The following is a 16,955-nucleotide window of genomic DNA, read 5'->3' on the forward strand; positions in this document are numbered from 1 at the left end:
AGTATCGGGACAGATTCGGGTGCTTTTCGCTTTTTATTGTCTCGATTCTCCTAGTATCGGGACTCATTCGGACGCTTTTCGCTTTTTATTGTCTCGATTCTCCTAGTATCGGGACTCATTCGGACGCTTTTCGCTCTTTCTTGTCTCAATTCTCCTAGTATCGGGACTCATTCGGACGCTTTTCGCTCTTTCTTGTCTCGATTCTCCTAGTATCGGGACAGATTCGGGTGCTTTTCGCTTTTTATTGTCTCGATTCTCCTAGTATCGGGACTCATTCGGACGCTTTGGGCTCTTTCTTGTCTCGATTCTCCTAGTATCGGGACTCATTCGGGCGCTTTGGACTCATTCGGGCGCTTTGGACTCTTTCTTGTCTCGATTCTCCTAGTATGGGACAGATTCGGACGCTTTGGGCTCTTTCTTGTCTCGATTCTCCCTGTATTGGGACAGATTCGGGTGCTTTTCGCTCTTTCTTGTCTCGATTCTCCCGGTATCGGGACTCATTCGGGCGCTTTGAGCTCTTTCTTGTCTCGATTCTCCTAGTATCGGGACTCATTCGGACGCTTTGGGCTCTTTCTTGACTCGATTCTTCCTGTATCGGAACATAACCCAGCACACTTCTCTTTTTCTTGTCTCAATTCGGTTGAAGACCAAATCATTGATCTTTCCCCCTCCCAACTCACACCAGCTACTCCTTCCAACATCCACAAAAAAGGTCAGGGACCACCGTCCCCAACCATCTATTCTTCCATTTCAATCGCAATCGCGCGTACCGGAGATCCGTCAATCCCCTTTAACTTTAACGGCAATGCGATAATGAATGGATTTGGAAAATCAATAAGATCAAAGTTTGTGAAGTTTTCCCCGATGATTCCATTTACCTTTGTGATTAAATCATGTCCCTCAAACGAGCTTCCATCTGGAGGGTCAATATTTAAAGCATCAATAAAGAAGGTTTTTATCCCTCTGCTCAATAGCTCCTCAATGACCTCAGGTTTTAAATAAGGATGTTCATAATAAGCTGGCTGACCAAGATACTTTGACCAGCCCGTATGAAATAAAGCAATATCTCCTTCCTGACAATGAGGTAACTTTTCCATCATATCTTCTAATGTAATGGCCTCTTTTTTGTTTTTGCCGGTTACATCAAACAAAATGCCTCTGCCCATAAACTGCTGAAGCGGCACCTCATCGATTTTTTGGCCATCGTTATGAAAATGATATGGTGCATCGACGTGTGTGCCGGTATGTGAGCCAATTTTTAATAAACTAACATTGTAGCCGTCTCGTTCAACTGTGGCAGCAGGCTGCAGTGATGGCTCTGGATCCCCCGGGTAGATTGGGGTTTGTTCTGTAATCGATATTGACAGGTCAACGACCTTTTTCATGTTCATCTCCTACCTTTTGAATAAATCCTCGCGGAAGTCTGCTTTCATGGTGAAAAATGACTCTTGAAGCTTTTTTCTTTGATTAAAATCAAGTGATGCGAATAAAATCGTTTCTTCCTTTTTCTCCGATTTGACCATTACTTTTCCATCTGGCCCATAGATTGCTGATTTTCCAAAAAAGTCTAGATTATTAGAAAGACCAATATGGTTACAGGTTGCTATAAAGACTGTATAATCAATGGCTCTTGCTCTGGCAAATAGCTCGTAAGGTTCATGATGTGGAGATTCCCAAGCGCTTGGGGCAAGAATAACCTCTGCCCCTTTTTGAGCTAGCGCCTTTGCTAAGTCAGGAAAAGCCAGGTCCCAACATGTCATCAAACCAATCTTACCTATTTCAGATTCTACAACTACAATTTCTGATCCTGCTGTAAAAAACTCCTTTTCAAGGGGGGTTAAATGAATTTTTCGGTAGTTTGCAATTTTTTCACCCTTTGAGTTAATCACCATTAAAGAGTTATAGATCATGTTAGCATCTTCTTTTTCAACATATCCGTAAGCAATGATGATTTTTTCTCTCTTGGCGACCGCTGACATGATTTGAAAATGTTCTCCGGCCGCATGATCAGCTACATCTTGTAGTTCTTTTGTTAAAAAATAGCCTGTTGAACTTAATTCAGGAAAAATAATTATTTCAACATTCTGATATTTATTTATATACGATTCTACTTGCTCAACCATTTTCTCTAGATTCTTTTGACTGTTTCCATTCGTATATTGTGATTGCACAATTGCTATATTCATACTAACGCTTACACATCCAATCTCGTAGTTGTTACTTCATCCGTTACAGTCGACTTTGTTACCTGCTTTGTTGCATACATGAATGCTCCATAAACTATGCCAGAAAAAACAAATGTTAAAATAGTGGATCCTATACTTAATGGTTTAATGTACGTGAAATAAAACGCAAATATTGCTCCAGCAATGTAAGAAACATAGGCCGCATAGTTGATGCCGCTTTGGTAATGATATAATTTTTTCGTGTTTGACACGAGCTCCTCCGCGTCATAACGACCTTTTTTCAAAATGAAGAAGTCAACAATGACGATTGCAAATACTGGGATAAATAGTGTTGCAATTAACAAAACAAAATCAAAGAAATTTGTCATTAATGCTTCTTTCATTAATGCACCAAGTGTACAGACAATCCCTAAAAGCAAACCAGGCTTCCAGAATCCAAACTTCGTGAAAACATTCATAAATGACATTGTCGCGCTGTATAAAGCCATAACATTTGTTGATAAAACAGAGAAGAAAACAACAATCGAAGCCACTAATCCAAACCCGTACTGTGTTAATAAAACAGTTGGGTCATAGGTTTGTTCCATTCCATTTATAATACTAAACCCACTAACCGCAGCTCCCATCCCCATTGCAATTAAAGAAGCCACTACATAACCAGCAAATGTACCAATCATCCCCTTTTTCCCATCCTTACAATAACGGTTAAAATCACAAACAGAAGACATCCAAGAAAAGGCCGTAGCCACCACTAAATCAAAGGCAATAACAGCTGTTAGAGCTGGATTTTCACTTAATGTCATCGTAACAAGTGCCCCGGCATCATAGCTTGTAAATAATTTATAAAAAACGAGTGCAGACAAGATCAGCATCGCAATAGACACATATTTTTCAATGCTTTCGACGCCTTTATGGCCATAGATTGTAATGGCAACAACTAGGATTTCAGTAAGAATAACAAATAGATTAATATTGCTATAACCAAATGCATAATTAACAGCATAGTTTAAGCTCAGTCCCGCCATATAAGCCTGAATCCAGCTCCAGCCAACTAAGATAATTGTATTAACAATTGCCGGGAGAACGGCTCCTTTTTGACCGAAAGACGCTCTCGTAATCACCATCGTAGGAAGTCCTGTACGAGTTCCAATCAAGCCTGTCATTGCCAAAGGAATGGCTCCGATTGCAGAGCCTAGTAAAATAGCAATAACAGCATCTTTAAACGAAATATCAGGTAAAAACATCATCCCCGTCATAACGGACGTAATGACCACATTGGCTGCGAGCCAAAGGGCAAACGTACTAAACAAGCCCATTGTTCTTTCATTGCTCTTTGTTGGTAAAATACTGTCTCTTCCAAATCCCTCTAAAACCTTTGCCATGCACTCATCCCCTTGAATTAGTTATTTTTAAAGCTATACCAACCAAGCTGCCTTATCTCTTCTGATGTATTTACATGCTTTGTTTCTGTGAATGAAGCTAAGCCTTGTGGTCCCAGCTCTCTGCCAATCCCGCTTTGCTTAAACCCTCCCCATGGCGCTTCAATATAAGGAGTATGGTAGCTATTAATCCAGATGGTACCCGCCTTAATTTTCGAGGCGATTTCCCTTGCCGTTTGTGCATTAGCGGATAAAACCCCTCCTGCTAAACCAAATTTTGTTCCATTTGCCAGTTGAATGGCTTCTTCTTCGCTTTTAAAGGTTTGAACCGTTACAACAGGACCAAATATTTCTTCCTGAACAATTTTCATCTGCTGATCGACATTTGTGAAAATCGTCGGCTCAATAAAATAACCTGGGCGTTCAATTCTTTTTCCTCCATAAGCAATGGTTGCCCCTTCTTCCATACCGGTCGATATATAGTGCTGAACTTTTTCTAAATGCTGAGCAGACACTAATGAGCCTAGTTCAGTTTGCTCTTGCTCCGGATCGCCAATTCTAATGTTAGATGTGTACTCAACAAACTTTTGTAAAAAGTCTTCATATATTTTTTCATCAACAAGAATCCTTGAAGATGCCACACATACTTCTCCTTGATTAAAAAATGCCCCAAACACAGCCCACTCAACAGCCTTCTCAAGATCAGCATCAGCTAAGATGATAAGAGGTGATTTTCCACCGAGCTCCAAAGATACTCTTTTGAATGAACTTGCACACTGTTCATTAATTTTTCGACCTGTGTCTGAGCTGCCTGTAAAGGAAATCTTATCAACGTCCTCACTTTCAACGATGATCTTTCCTAGGGCACCATCTCCGAGAACTAAGTTAAACACCCCTTTAGGAATGTCTGTCTCAGCAATTAATTGTGTAAACTTCAGAAAAGATAATGGAGTTACTTCAGAAGGTTTAAACACAACCGTGTTTCCTGCTGCCAATGCTGGTGCCAGCTTCCACAATCCTAGCAGAAGCGGAAAATTCCAAGGCACAATTAATCCACAAACACCAATTGGCTCTTGAATAACCTCACTTACCGTTCCATCGCTCATTTCTATTTTTTTAGGCTTCGTTTCACGAATTAAATTGGCGTAATAACGAATACAGTTAACACCATCTTCCACATCGATCTCTGCTTCTCGGAGGGGTTTCCCTGTATTTTCCGATTCAATTTTAGCAAGCTCATTCTTTGACTCTTCTAATAGTTGGGCTAAATGAGTTAATGCTCCTGCACGCTTTTCTAAATTTGTCGCCCAATCAGATTGATCAAAAGCCTTTCTAGCTGCTGAAATGGCATGAATGGTTTGGTCTCTACTAGCTTCTTTTACTGTAGTGATGACCTCTCCCTTTGCTGGATTTATAACCTGTCGCTGAGTTCCCTCTCCTGCCAACCACTGATCATTTATAAATAAGTCCTTAATGATAATCACTCCTTGCTTTTTTGATAGCTTACTAGTTTTAATGCAAATACCATGCCAAGTTGGGGGGAGAGTTAATGAAAATTCTAATTTGTCTCTTGTATCATCTTGCAATAAAGGATTTTTGAGTGCATGTTTGATGTTACATTTTCTGACACGGGAGTTTTTGGTGTATGCGGTTGCAATTTGAGGAGTCTTGGTTGTTATTCAAAATTGAATAGGTTGGGGATGGTGATGGGGCGTAGCGGTGTAAAGGTGAATACGAATGGGGGTGGATGGAGTTTTGAAGATTTGGTTGTGGTTTTCTTTATGGTTATGAAGTACGTTTTCTCGCTTTTTCCTTGTGAAATTGGTCTTCATCATGGGTATGATGACCTTTTTTTTAATCACCTGCTATTTCGGTCTTCATTACAAATATGAACGACATTCCCTAGCTGTTCTCGATCGGTTTTGTCGTTCATCACCCCTATGTACGACACTCTATCTCTAATCCGCTCCCATTTTGTCGTTCATCACCCACATAAACGACATTCCACCTCTGATCCGCTCCCATTTTGTCGTTCATCACCCCTATGTACGACACTCCATCTCTAATCCGCTCCCATTTTGTCGTTCATCACCCCTATGAACGACACTCCGCCTCTGATCCGCTCCCATTTTGTCGTTCATCACCCCTATGAACGACATTCCACCTCTGATCCGCTCCCATTTTGTCGTTCATCACCCACATGAACGACATTCCACCTCTGATCGGGCACCGTTCTGTCGTTCATCACCCTAAATAAAAAGACGCAAATTCTTTAATAGAATTCACGTCTTATCATTTATTTTTTAAGCTTGTGCTGCTGTGATTAATGCTAATTTGTAAACATCTTCTGCGTTACAGCCGCGTGATAGGTCGTTTACTGGTTTGTTTAATCCTTGTAGGATTGGGCCGACTGCTTCGAAGTTTCCTAAGCGTTGAGCGATTTTGTAGCCAATGTTTCCAGCTTCAAGGCTTGGGAAGACGAATACATTTGCATCACCTTTGATCACTGAGTCTGGTGCTTTCTTTTCAGCTACTGAAGGTACAAATGCTGCGTCGAATTGGAATTCTCCGTCTAGTACGATGCTAGAGTCAAGACCTTTTGCGATTTCAACAGCTTGTGACACTTTTTCTGTTTCAGGTGATTTTGCTGATCCTTTTGTTGAGAAGCTTAGCATGGCTACACGTGGATCAATGTTAAACATTTTAGCTGTTTCTGCACTTGCGATCGCGATTTCTGCAAGATCCTGACTGTCTGGAGCAATATTGATTGCACAATCTGCAAAAACGTACTTTTCATCTTCACGTACCATGATGAATACACCAGATGTTTTTTTGATGCCTTCTTTAGTTTTGATGATTTGAAGAGCTGGACGGACAGTGTCAGCTGTTGAGTGTGCTGCACCACTTACAAGTCCGTGCGCTTTTCCAAGGTGAACAAGCATTGTTCCGAAGTAGTTTTCATCTAATAGGATTTTGCGCGCATCCTCTTCCGTTGCTTTTCCTTTTCTTCTTTCAACAAACGCAGCAACAAGCTCGTCCATTTCTGCATAGTTATGTGGATCATGAATTTCTACACCATCTAAAGTTAAGTTTAATTCTTTTGCTTTGTTTGTTACTTCTTGCTCGTTACCAACTAAGATTGGCTGTAGAATTCCTTCACCAGCTAAGCGATTTACAGCTGTTAAAATTCTTTCATCTAAACCTTCCGGAAAAACAATTTTCATTCCTTGTCCTTTAACTTTTTCTTTTAATGTCGCAAATAAATCTGACACAAAAAAACCTCCTTGAGTATGTAAGAGAAATGCTTCCTTAACTAGGATACTCCACTTATTCTTAATTTCAAACCGTTCTGTCACACTGTAACGCTTACATCAAAATTTTTTTAATTTCAAAAAAATCTGTTAAATTTACCTCTTCTACTTTTGGAGTTTTCCACTAATCCTAAGAATTTACTCTTTGTTGTTCAAGTTTTATTCACATGGTGAAATGGACAAGATATGATATAGTAAATGGGTACATAACGAATTCATAAATAGGAGTGAATATATATGAGTGAAGCAGCACAAACCTTGGATGGCTGGTATTGTTTACATGATTTCCGCACTGTTGATTGGTCTGCATGGAAGCTGTTATCTAGCGATGAGCGCGAGGCTGCCATCAATGAGTTTTTAGGTTTACTAGAAAAATGGGGCGTTGCGCAAGATGCGGAGCAAGGAAGTCATGCTCTTTATTCCATTACTGGTCAAAAAGCAGATTTCATGATGATGATTTTGCGCCCAACAATGGAAGAGCTAACTGAAATTGAGCTTGAGTTTAATAAAACAACGCTTGCTGAATTTACGATTCCTGCTTATTCTTATGTTTCTGTTGTTGAGCTAAGTAATTACTTAGCTGGTGAAAGCAATGAAGATCCTTATCAAAATCCACATGTTCGTGCACGTCTTTATCCAAAACTACCAGAAGCAAAATACGCTTGTTTCTATCCTATGGATAAACGCCGTCAAGGCAATGACAACTGGTATATGCTTTCCATGGAAGAGCGCCGTGATATGATGAAGAGCCACGGTTTAATTGGTCGTTCTTACGCTGGTAAAGTCAAGCAAATCATTACAGGCTCTGTTGGCTTTGATGATTATGAGTGGGGAGTTACGCTTTTCGCTGAAGATGTACTTCAATTCAAAAAGCTTGTTTATGAAATGAGATTTGATGAAGTTAGTGCTCGCTACGGAGAGTTTGGTTCTTTCTTCGTTGGAAACATCTTAAGTACTTCTAAATTGAATGACTATTTTCAGGTTTAATAAGTGATACAAAATCTGACTCTGTGATTGTAAAAGGTTCGGTTTTTTAAGTACAAAATTCGAATCAACATTGCTTTTCGTATCATAATTGCACTAGGATTAAAAAGCATTTTGGCAAGTTTATTAGAAAATAAAAATGCTTGGAGACATATACGCTCCAAGCATTTTTATACCACCAAGATAAGCACCCATAAAAATGATTTTCAAATCTTAAAGAATCTCCAGAAATTAAGCGGAGAAAGTCCTCTTAATGAGGAAATAGAACGAAAAATAGATTAAATAGACGGAAAGATTCCTCCTATTTGATCCAAAAAGACGAAAATAGGCCATTTTACTTTGCTTAACCGGAAAAATTCCGCTTAAATCCGCCAACCTTGTTCCAATCTTCAGTTTAAAAGGAAAAACTCCGCTTATTTAACTACGTTACTATCCTCGAGTCAGTTTTTTAGCTTTTTCTCATAGCAATCTACTTCTCTTCCTGCTTTAAACGGCTTCGTATCGTAATAGCTAAATCCTAGTGATTCCCAGAAAGCTTTTGCATCCCTATTGTTATTTAAAACCCCAAGTCTGATTGCGTGCTTTCCTGAGTTCTTAATACCTTTCTCAAAAAGGTGATAAGCTCTTTTTCCAAAACTATTTCCTTTCCACTGTTCATGAATCATAAGTAATCCTAGCCACGGATACTGATCCTTCGGGTTTTCTGGTAAATAGTCGATTAAGCCGATGTAGTCTTGATCTACTTTTATAAAATAGCTATATGTAGCTGGGTTCAGAAACTCTTCCTTTATTTCTTTCATTGATCGAGTTTCCCTTCCATTTTCTAACACATTGTAGGTTTTATTTGAAAGAACTATTTCTTGCACCTTTTTCATTTTATCCTTTGTTATTTCTTCTAATGTCATTGTCATCAATAGCTTCTCCTTCATTATTTTTGTTAGAAAGGCATAAGTTGCTTGTTCGCAACATACGTATGAATGAGCAAAGATTGAGAAAAGATCCCTTTGGTTTTATCACTTATTAAATTTTTAGGAGGGTTATTATATGACTAAAAGATTTCAACAACCTCAACAACCTTACGGATATGACACAACTGGTGTTCAACCAGCACAACAAATGCCGATGCAAATGCAAATGCAGCAAGCAGGTTATCCACCTTCTGCTACATACTATCCTGGTCAATTTGGGCAAGTACCACAGTTTCCACAGCAGCAGCAACCGGGTGTAGCACAATATATCCCTGGCATGCTTCCTTTGGAGGAATCTTATGTTGAAAATATTTTACGTTTAAATCGTGGAAAAATCGCAACTGTTTATATGACATTTGAAAATAACCGTGAGTGGAATGCGAAAATTTTCAAAGGTGTTATTGAAGCAGCAGGGCGTGATCACCTTATTTTAAGTGATCCTCAGACAGGTATGCGTTATTTACTTCTAATGGTTTACTTAGATTATGTAACATTTGATGAAGAGCTTCAATATGATCCACAATACGCATTAGCATCATATCAACCAAGATAATAATACAAAAAGAAGGCTGACATGTTTGTCAGCCTTCATCTTTTATAAATACCTGATTGCCGCATATCCTAAAAGCAGCCAGCCTGCTAAGAAAGCTAAGCCTCCTAATGGAGTGATTGCTCCTAAGATACTAATTTGTGTCACACTTAATACATACAAGCTTCCAGAGAAAAGGATAATCCCAATTAAAAATAACCATCCTGCTGTTGTGAATACACCAATATTGGCGAACTTATCCACTAGAAAAGCAATGACAAACAATCCTCCGGCATGGAACATTTGATAAGTAACACCAGTTTGCCATGTTTTTATGTATTTCTCCGGAATTTTTCCCTCTAGACCATGTGCACCAAAGGCACCTAATGCTACCGCTAAAAATCCGTTAATTGCTCCTAAAAGAAGAAAAAGCTTCATATCAGGCTCCACCTCCAATTGATGATTACTCTTTCATCTTACCGTAGAATGGTTTAAATTCAATGGGGAAATACAGAGTTTGTATGACAATCTTATGTAAGGTTAGAAAAATCGGTGAACGCCTTAGTTTTTCTTATATACTTTTTAAATCATAAAAAAGAGCCACATAATGGGCTCCCTTAACGATTTTGCAAATAGACTTTTAACACATCAGATACTCGCTGTTCGTTTTCGACAGCTTTAATATAGTAATGGTCACCATCAAGATAGGATTCGAAGTTTTTAACTCCTTCATTTTTTAAAAAATCATCAATATCTTGAACAGACTCCTGTGCTGTTAATAAATATTTTTGACCGATATAATCTTGGTTTACATAAACATCATAGCGATCTTGGGCAATCTTTGTTGGAGCTGGGTCATTTAAAAGCCCCATATCAAAGCGTCCTCTTCCCATGTTAAATAAATCATCATATGCCATGTTTCTAACCTCCTGTACAATGTTACTATCATTGTGTCCCGATTAGATAAGAATATGATGGATTTCCTTGGAGAGATTGCTTCATTTTATGGAAGTTGGAGAAATTCGCGATCAGCTTAAAAGTCGAAAAGCGAATCACCGTTAGCATCTTCTTCTTTAACCAATTTTTCACTTGTAGGATTTTTAACAACCGTTGACATATTCCCCATCATTTTTTGAAGCTCTAGGTGGTTTATTTCACTTGATGATGGTGATGATAATCGTTGAACTTGTACCTCTGATTTTTCATCAAGAATAATTTCGCATAGTGATTGAATGACGGCTACTTTTTCACGTACTTCTTTAGAAGATGAGCTGTTTTTTGCCTTCATTAGCTCAGCTTCCATTTTACTTAATAGTTTTGATATAGGTATGTTCACTTTTTTATTCCTCCAACTAAGCCTTAATTGCTTTTTGTTCATATTTTAAACACGCCATACCAGATGATTTTTTAACCGTGATGGCAGGCCTGGCTGCTGATTTAAATCCGTATGCACGACAGCCGTTCGGAAACCGCGTATCCCAAGTAACATAAAAATGCTTACACTTTATACAGTTTATTGGTGTTTCCTTCATGTTTTATACTCCTTTTTTATAATGCTGTTTTTAATACAAATTAGCGTAAGTATAGGTTCCGTTCCATTGCGCTCCACTATCTGTTTAAAAATCATTAAAAACAACATTCTATAAAGACCAATCAATTTCTTCTATATTTTGACTACGTAGATAGTCATTTGTTTTAGAAAATGGTTTACTTCCAAAAAAGCCTTTTCGGGCAGAAAACGGACTAGGATGTGCGCTTTCGATGACGAAGTGCTTTGATGAGTTGATGAGCTGCATTTTTTGTTGAGCATGTTTTCCCCACAGAATAAAGACAATGGGTTGATTTCTTTGGTCTAGTTTTTTGATAATTTCATCAGTGAACATTTCCCATCCCTTTTTTGCATGTGAAGCTGGTTCTCCTTTTCTTACAGTTAATACTGTGTTTAAAAGGAGTACACCTTCCTTAGCCCATTTTACTAATGAACCGTTTTCCGGTAATGAACAATTTATATCATCTTGAAGCTCAATGTAGATATTCCGTAAAGAAGGGGGTAGCTTAACACCCGGCTGAACTGAAAAGCTTAAGCCTTGTGCCTGTCCTTCCCCATGATATGGGTCTTGTCCGAGAATCACAGCTTTCACCTTATCATAAGGAGTTTCGTTCAACGCACGAAAGATGTTTTCACGTTCAGGAAAAATGGTTTGTTGTTCATATTCCTCACGTAAGAAGTCTAGCAGCTCCTTAAAATAATCAGACTGAAACTGCTCTCCTAACATGCTGTCCCAGCTTTTATCCATTTGTAATTTCATTGCTCTCCTCCTGTTGACTATAGCGCGTGAAGACTGGTTTTCCGTCCCATACCCGTTTTGTTTCTGCTTCGCGGTCTTTCATTTCTGGTTCTTCTAGAAGCACAAAGAAGTTTTTCGTTGGCAAATCTCCTAATTGATGCTTCTCACATAAACGATCTAAATACATTTTGCGTTTTAAGCCTAAATCTGCGGACTGATTTGTCCCATCTTCAGAAAATGCATAGATAACACTAGCCATTGGTATTCTTTTCACTGAGCAAGCCTCTGCAGCTCTTAAGAAAAAATCCCAATCCCAGTAATTATGAACATCTGGATCAAATAAGCCAATTTTATCATGAAGCTCTTTTTTATAAACACTTCCTGATGGTACAAATGTTGAAAACTTCTTCATTTCTGCTAGATTATATTGATAAGCAAAAAGCTGTCGTTTAAAAGGATAACGGGTGTTTTCTCTTTTTTCGAATTGAACAATCTCTGCATCAAAATAAACAAAATCAGCATGTTGGAGCCCTATTACCGCCTGCTCCAAATGAGTCTCCGTTATAAAATCATCATCATCACAAAGCATGATCGCATCACCCGTTACATGTTTAACTCCAATATTTCTTGCACGAACATGCTTAACATTTTCCGTTAATTCGATAGCTTTAATCGGCAATTCACTATACAAAGAAACTAGTGGTTCTGTGCTTTCACCAGCATCATTTACAATAATAACCTCATGTGGAAGAACGGTTTGTCGAGCTATTGACTCAAGAAGCTCCGCCAATTCTGCCAAACGATTATATGTCACAATCACAATTGATATTTTCATACGATCACCTTTTCTTCATTATCCTTTTATTTTAACAAACTCTACTAGTCCTTTTATAGAAAAAACCTTCTATGACCTATTGGCTATTTTTTACACTATCAAAAAGTATAAGTTTTTATGGATGATAGTATAAGAAAAACTAAGGATGTTTGATCAAGAAAATTCGGGGTAATTACCAAGTAAATGACAAAGGAGTTGATGATGATGAAAACATATATCGTTGAAAATGGTGTACAAGCTTCCGAGAAAATTCTTACTTTACAAGCAGAGGGCTATGACAAGGAGCATATCTATCTATTTGCACATGATGAAAATCGCTCCAAGCATTTAACTGAACATACAAATACTAAAGGTATTGGATTAAAAGAAGAAGGCATCTTTGACAAAATGGCAAATATTTTTGTATCCCGTGGAGAGCAGATTCGCACCCGCATGACCTCCTTGGGCCTTTCACAGCATAAAGCGATGGAACTAGAAGAAGAGTTGGACGAAGGAAAAGTCGTCATCGTAGCACAGTGATAAAATAAGAAAGAGTCTAGCCGATTGGTGGTTAGACTCTTTCTTATTTTCAACCTCAAAAAAAACCCCCTTACAAAGTAAGGAGGCAACATACATATATAAAATTAGGGGGGATTAATAGCATCATTGACACTTTTGAGAATTCTTATACTAGTAAATCCAATTATTATGTTAATTGGGCTTGTAAATGCTGAACAAATCGCTGAAACGCTTGTTGACCAGACTCATCTTGCTTAAATACACCTGCATGCTCTAAAATCGTTGCAAAAATATGGCCAACTTCTTCAAGTAAAAGTTGATAGGCATTGTCTTGACTAATATCTGGTACATTTGTTTTTACCTTTTTAGCCCACTCATAATGTTTATTGATTTCTTCATCTTGCTCAATTTTAGCAAGGCCATCTTCCTCAGGCAACCATTCAGCAAGCTTTTTTAACTCATCTAACAATCTGCCAGGTAAAACAGCTAATCCCATTACTTCAATAAGACCGATGTTTTCCTTTTTGATATGATGCACCTCTTGATGCGGATGGAAAATGCCGAAAGGGTGCTCTTCATTTGTTCTGTTGTTTCTTAGCACTAAATCAAGCTCAAAAAGATCGCCTCTTCTTCGTGCAATTGGTGTAATCGTGTTATGTGGTGTTTCTTCTGTAAACGCTAGAACATCAACTGTTTCATCACTGTAGCTTTTCCATTGCTGTAAAATATCATCTGCCGCTTCTACTAGCTCTTCTTGATCGCTTCCTTGTAATCTTAAAACAGACATAGGCCATTTCACGATTCCTAACTCAATGGAAGGAAACTTACTCAACGTAAATGAATGTAGCTTTTCTGCTACCTCCATCGGGAATGTATGATGACCTCCCTGGAAGTGATCATGACTTAAGATCGAGCCACCAACGATCGGTAAATCAGCATTTGAGCCAAGGAAATAATGTGGATATTGGTCAACAAAGTGAAGCAGCTTTTTAAATGTTTCCTTGGAAATTTTCATCGGCTTATGTTCACCTGATAAGACAATTGCATGCTCGTTGTAATAAACATATGGCGAGAATTGGATAAACCATTGCTCATCACTTAATGTGACAGGAATAATCCGGTGATTTTGTCGTGCTGGGTGATCTAGTCTTCCTGCATAACCAACGTTTTCTTTACAAAGCAAGCATGATGGATATTCGCTTTTTTGCATATGACGAGCAGCAGCGATCGCAACCGGATCTTTTTCAGGCTTAGATAAGTTGATGGTCATTTGCAAATCACCATACTCTGTGTTCACAAGCCATTTCTCGTTCTTAGCAATTCTGTCTGTACGGATATAGTGAACATCCTGAGAAAATTGATAAAAAAATTCTGTAGCTTTTTGCGGGCCATCCTGAGCTACTTGTTCATTAAATCTTCGGATCACTTCACCTTGAGACGGGACTAAGCAGCCCATAATCTTTGTATCTAATAGATCCCGATATGTGACTGTGTTTTCCTCAAGAAGCCCTTGGTCAGCAGCCCAATTCAGAATATTTTCAAGAATTGAAACTGGAGTATTCAGCTGTTCTTCTGGTACCTCGACAGGCTTGATATCAGAAAGCTGAAGCACCTCCAACATTTTGTTGCGAGATAAATCAACGTCCCATTTTGTGATCAATTGCTTTTGAAGAGCGAATTGAAGTAATCTTTCTATTTCTAAATCGATGTGGATAGACATTGTTTTCATCCTCTCATCTTCGATCGTAACGAATAAATATATTTATTTTTGATAGCCCTTTGGATGGTTTTGGAACCAATTCCACGCACTTTCAATGATTGTGTGAAGGTCAGCATATTTCGGCTTCCAGCCTAATTCATTGATCGCCTTTTCAGATGAGGCAATTAAAACAGCCGGATCACCTGCACGGCGAGGCGCTACCTCTGCAGGGATAGGATGACCTGTAACAGTTCTTGCTGTCTCGATTACCTGTTTAACTGAGAATCCATTGCCATTCCCAAGGTTATATGTTGCACTTGTGTTATCCTTACGCAGCTTTTGAATCGCTAAAATATGGGCATCAGCTAGATCTGTTACGTGGATATAGTCGCGGATACATGTTCCGTCCTCTGTTTGATAATCATCCCCAAAGATCATGATTTTCTCACGGTTGCCTAAAGCCACTTGTAAAATAATCGGAATTAAATGTGTTTCCGGATCATGATCTTCGCCAAGCTTTCCTTCCATATGAGCTCCCGCTACGTTGAAATAGCGAAGAACAACATATTTTAATCCGTAAGCCTGCTCACTCCATTTCAGCATTTTTTCAACAGCAAGCTTTGTTTCTCCATAGGGGTTTGTTGGTACAGTTGGGTCATGTTCAACAATCGGTATATTCTCTGCTTCGCCGTATGTTGCAGCTGTTGAAGAAAAGACAATTTTCTTTACGTTATATTCTGTCATTACTTTAAGAAGACACACTGTCCCATACACATTGTTTTCATAGTATTGAAGAGGCTTTTCAACACTTTCACCTACTAATGAGTCAGCAGCAAAATGAATAACAGCTTCAATGTTATTTTCCTTGAACACATTTCTCAAAAACTCTTCATCTTTTAAATCGCCATTGTAAAACGTTGCTCCCTCTAAAACAGCCGGAAGATGTCCCTTTTGCAGGTTATCAACAACCACAACCTCTTCTTTTCGATCTAAAAGCTCTGATACTGCATGACTTCCAATATAGCCTGCTCCACCACATACTAAGATTGCCATGATTTTTTCCTCCGTTTCGGATTATAAAATTTCCTTTGCTCCGTCTCCTACATTTGCTACGTAAAAATCAGCTATTAACCCTGTTTTTTCTGTGTAGCTCTTCCCTACTTCTTTAATAAATTCATCGATTTTATCATTTGCTACGATTGAAACTGTACAACCGCCAAAGCCGGCTCCAGTCATTCTTGACCCTATAACACCATCTTGGTCCATAGCAGCTTCTACTAATGTGTCTAATTCAAAGCCTGTTACTTCATAATCATCTCGTAAAGATGTATGAGAATCACACATTAATTGTCCAAAGCTCAAAATATCACCTTGCTTCAGCTTTTCTACCGCTGAAATCGTTCGAGCATTTTCATAGACTGCATGTTTGGCACGCTTTTGATCTATACCATTTTTGATTAAATGACGGTAACTCTCAAATTGTTCTGGTGTAAGATCTCCCAGCGATTGAATGGATAGCTCCTTTTGCAATTGACTAAGGGCACGTTCGCATTCAGAGCGTCTTTCATTATACTTTGAATCCGCAAGAGCTCTACGTTTGTTCGTGTTTGCAATAACTAAAGAGGCATTTTCTAATACAACCGGACTATATTGGTAATCAAGAGTTTGACAGTTTAGCAAAATCGCATGATCTTCTTTACCCATTCCAATCGCAAACTGATCCATAATTCCACAGCTCACACCAATAAATTCATTTTCAGCATGCTGACTCATTTGTACCAATTCAACAGTAGTAAAATTCGTCTCAAACAACGCCTGAATAGTAACTGCGGTTACGAGTTCAATTGATGCAGAAGAAGATAAACCAGCTCCATTTGGAATATTACCATAAAATAGGATATCAAAGCCTTTATTTATTTTGACACCTTTATCAATAAATTCCTTCATCACCCCTTTAGGGTAGTTCGCCCAATCATGTTCCTTTTGAAGTTTCAATGGTTGTTCGGTTGATAGAGTCACAATCCCGATCTCAGGAAAGTTGCTAGAATACATACGAATCGTTTGGTCATTTCTGAGTGCCACAATCGCGTATGTACCAAATGTTAACGCACAAGGAAACACGTGTCCCCCATTGTAATCTGTATGTTCACCGATTAAATTCACACGCCCTGGTGCAAAAAAGGATCTAGTAGGCTGATTATGTTGAAAAATCTCGTTAAATTCATTTCTTACTTGCTCGATCATGAAAATCACCCTTCACTTTGTTGTCATTAGTTTG

Annotated in this window: 18 protein-coding genes; 3 read left to right on the forward strand and 15 right to left on the reverse strand. The window is 38.6% G+C overall.

The window, feature by feature from the left end; all coding sequences use genetic code 11:
• Positions 1-737: 737 nt before the first annotated feature.
• The 5 genes from ACEWK1_RS08165 to pta form a co-directional block, all read right to left on the reverse strand.
• On the reverse strand, positions 738-1,391 hold the full coding sequence (locus ACEWK1_RS08165; protein ID WP_212135352.1) for a cyclase family protein: 654 nt from the start codon (positions 1,389-1,391) through the stop codon (positions 738-740).
• 3 nt (positions 1,392-1,394) lie between these two features.
• Positions 1,395-2,186 carry a carbon-nitrogen hydrolase family protein gene (locus ACEWK1_RS08170; protein ID WP_212135351.1) on the reverse strand — a complete coding sequence of 264 codons (792 nt, stop codon included), beginning with the start codon at positions 2,184-2,186 and terminating at the stop codon, positions 1,395-1,397.
• A gap of 8 nt (positions 2,187-2,194) precedes the next feature.
• A complete protein-coding gene (locus ACEWK1_RS08175) occupies positions 2,195-3,568 on the reverse strand; it encodes a purine-cytosine permease family protein (RefSeq protein ID WP_212135350.1) in 1,374 nt (457 codons plus the stop codon).
• A gap of 17 nt (positions 3,569-3,585) precedes the next feature.
• On the reverse strand, positions 3,586-5,049 hold the full coding sequence (locus ACEWK1_RS08180) for an aldehyde dehydrogenase family protein (protein WP_232273879.1): 1,464 nt from the start codon (positions 5,047-5,049) through the stop codon (positions 3,586-3,588).
• Between the two features lie 819 nt (positions 5,050-5,868).
• On the reverse strand, positions 5,869-6,837 hold the full coding sequence (pta, locus tag ACEWK1_RS08185) for a phosphate acetyltransferase (RefSeq protein ID WP_121663944.1): 969 nt from the start codon (positions 6,835-6,837) through the stop codon (positions 5,869-5,871).
• A gap of 276 nt (positions 6,838-7,113) precedes the next feature.
• Here pta and hemQ point away from each other — a divergent pair, with 276 nt between their 5' ends.
• Positions 7,114-7,863 (forward strand): hydrogen peroxide-dependent heme synthase, encoded by a 750-nt coding sequence (gene hemQ / locus ACEWK1_RS08190; RefSeq protein ID WP_121663945.1) that lies wholly within the window; start codon positions 7,114-7,116, stop codon positions 7,861-7,863.
• Positions 7,864-8,300: 437 nt separating this feature from the next.
• On the opposite strand, the gene ACEWK1_RS08195 is transcribed toward hemQ, so the two are convergent.
• Positions 8,301-8,771, reverse strand: coding sequence for a GNAT family N-acetyltransferase (locus ACEWK1_RS08195; RefSeq protein WP_232273752.1), 471 nt, complete (start codon positions 8,769-8,771; stop codon positions 8,301-8,303).
• A 133-nt stretch (positions 8,772-8,904) separates the two neighbouring features.
• On the opposite strand from ACEWK1_RS08195, the gene gerQ reads away from it, so the two are divergent.
• Complete coding sequence (gerQ, locus tag ACEWK1_RS08200) at positions 8,905-9,381, forward strand: spore coat protein GerQ (RefSeq protein ID WP_121663947.1); 477 nt, start codon at positions 8,905-8,907, stop codon at positions 9,379-9,381.
• 42 nt (positions 9,382-9,423) lie between these two features.
• Here gerQ and ACEWK1_RS08205 read toward each other — a convergent pair whose 3' ends face one another.
• From ACEWK1_RS08205 to ACEWK1_RS08230, 6 genes are all read right to left on the reverse strand, one after another.
• Positions 9,424-9,795, reverse strand: a complete 372-nt coding sequence (locus ACEWK1_RS08205; RefSeq protein ID WP_121663948.1) for a DUF423 domain-containing protein — start codon at positions 9,793-9,795, stop codon at positions 9,424-9,426.
• A 179-nt stretch (positions 9,796-9,974) separates the two neighbouring features.
• Positions 9,975-10,274, reverse strand: a complete 300-nt coding sequence (locus ACEWK1_RS08210; protein ID WP_121663949.1) for a hypothetical protein — start codon at positions 10,272-10,274, stop codon at positions 9,975-9,977.
• Between the two features lie 116 nt (positions 10,275-10,390).
• On the reverse strand, positions 10,391-10,693 hold the full coding sequence (locus tag ACEWK1_RS08215; RefSeq protein WP_212135348.1) for a YwdI family protein: 303 nt from the start codon (positions 10,691-10,693) through the stop codon (positions 10,391-10,393).
• Positions 10,694-10,709: 16 nt separating this feature from the next.
• Positions 10,710-10,889, reverse strand: a complete 180-nt coding sequence (locus tag ACEWK1_RS08220; RefSeq protein WP_121663951.1) for a uracil-DNA glycosylase — start codon at positions 10,887-10,889, stop codon at positions 10,710-10,712.
• A gap of 108 nt (positions 10,890-10,997) precedes the next feature.
• A complete protein-coding gene (locus ACEWK1_RS08225) occupies positions 10,998-11,666 on the reverse strand; it encodes a uracil-DNA glycosylase (RefSeq protein WP_121663952.1) in 669 nt (222 codons plus the stop codon).
• Positions 11,647-12,480 (reverse strand): glycosyltransferase family 2 protein, encoded by an 834-nt coding sequence (locus tag ACEWK1_RS08230; protein ID WP_121663953.1) that lies wholly within the window; start codon positions 12,478-12,480, stop codon positions 11,647-11,649. Before ACEWK1_RS08230 ends, ACEWK1_RS08225 begins: the two co-directional genes overlap by 20 nt.
• A 204-nt stretch (positions 12,481-12,684) precedes the next feature.
• Here ACEWK1_RS08230 and ACEWK1_RS08235 point away from each other — a divergent pair, with 204 nt between their 5' ends.
• Positions 12,685-12,999, forward strand: coding sequence for a general stress protein (locus tag ACEWK1_RS08235; protein ID WP_285849131.1), 315 nt, complete (start codon positions 12,685-12,687; stop codon positions 12,997-12,999).
• 166 nt (positions 13,000-13,165) lie between these two features.
• Here the strand turns inward: ACEWK1_RS08235 and galT are convergent, their stop codons facing one another.
• The 3 genes from galT to ACEWK1_RS08250 are packed head-to-tail and all read right to left on the reverse strand — an operon-like array spanning position 13,166 to position 16,921.
• The gene (gene galT, locus ACEWK1_RS08240; protein WP_212135347.1) at positions 13,166-14,698 is read right to left on the reverse strand and encodes a UDP-glucose--hexose-1-phosphate uridylyltransferase; all 1,533 of its coding nucleotides are present in this window, start codon (positions 14,696-14,698) and stop codon (positions 13,166-13,168) included.
• A gap of 42 nt (positions 14,699-14,740) precedes the next feature.
• Entirely contained in the window at positions 14,741-15,730 is a 990-nt protein-coding gene (gene galE, locus ACEWK1_RS08245; protein WP_212135346.1) for a UDP-glucose 4-epimerase GalE, read from the reverse strand.
• Positions 15,731-15,751: 21 nt separating this feature from the next.
• Entirely contained in the window at positions 15,752-16,921 is a 1,170-nt protein-coding gene (locus ACEWK1_RS08250; RefSeq protein ID WP_416635937.1) for a galactokinase, read from the reverse strand.
• Positions 16,922-16,955: the final 34 nt, after the last annotated feature.

Origin of the sequence: Metabacillus sp. YM-086 (genome assembly GCF_048059995.1) — a bacterium.
Lineage (GTDB): Bacteria > Bacillota > Bacilli > Bacillales > Bacillaceae > Metabacillus > Metabacillus litoralis_B.

Bases quoted from the DNA above. Each gene is read 5' to 3' on its own strand.
- galT (WP_212135347.1), bottom strand. From the start codon at position 14,698: ATGTCTATCCACATCGATTTAGAAATAGAAAGATTACTTCAATTCGCT.
- ACEWK1_RS08225 (WP_121663952.1), bottom strand. From the start codon at position 11,666: ATGAAATTACAAATGGATAAAAGCTGGGACAGCATGTTAGGAGAGCAG.
- ACEWK1_RS08220 (WP_121663951.1), bottom strand. From the start codon at position 10,889: ATGAAGGAAACACCAATAAACTGTATAAAGTGTAAGCATTTTTATGTT.
- hemQ (WP_121663945.1), top strand. From the start codon at position 7,114: ATGAGTGAAGCAGCACAAACCTTGGATGGCTGGTATTGTTTACATGAT.
- ACEWK1_RS08235 (WP_285849131.1), top strand. From the start codon at position 12,685: ATGAAAACATATATCGTTGAAAATGGTGTACAAGCTTCCGAGAAAATT.
- ACEWK1_RS08250 (WP_416635937.1), bottom strand. From the start codon at position 16,921: ATGATCGAGCAAGTAAGAAATGAATTTAACGAGATTTTTCAACATAAT.
- ACEWK1_RS08205 (WP_121663948.1), bottom strand. From the start codon at position 9,795: ATGAAGCTTTTTCTTCTTTTAGGAGCAATTAACGGATTTTTAGCGGTA.
- gerQ (WP_121663947.1), top strand. From the start codon at position 8,905: ATGACTAAAAGATTTCAACAACCTCAACAACCTTACGGATATGACACA.
- ACEWK1_RS08175 (WP_212135350.1), bottom strand. From the start codon at position 3,568: ATGGCAAAGGTTTTAGAGGGATTTGGAAGAGACAGTATTTTACCAACA.
- ACEWK1_RS08170 (WP_212135351.1), bottom strand. From the start codon at position 2,186: ATGAATATAGCAATTGTGCAATCACAATATACGAATGGAAACAGTCAA.
- ACEWK1_RS08230 (WP_121663953.1), bottom strand. From the start codon at position 12,480: ATGAAAATATCAATTGTGATTGTGACATATAATCGTTTGGCAGAATTG.
- ACEWK1_RS08210 (WP_121663949.1), bottom strand. From the start codon at position 10,274: ATGGCATATGATGATTTATTTAACATGGGAAGAGGACGCTTTGATATG.
- galE (WP_212135346.1), bottom strand. From the start codon at position 15,730: ATGGCAATCTTAGTATGTGGTGGAGCAGGCTATATTGGAAGTCATGCA.
- ACEWK1_RS08165 (WP_212135352.1), bottom strand. From the start codon at position 1,391: ATGAACATGAAAAAGGTCGTTGACCTGTCAATATCGATTACAGAACAA.
- ACEWK1_RS08195 (WP_232273752.1), bottom strand. From the start codon at position 8,771: ATGACAATGACATTAGAAGAAATAACAAAGGATAAAATGAAAAAGGTG.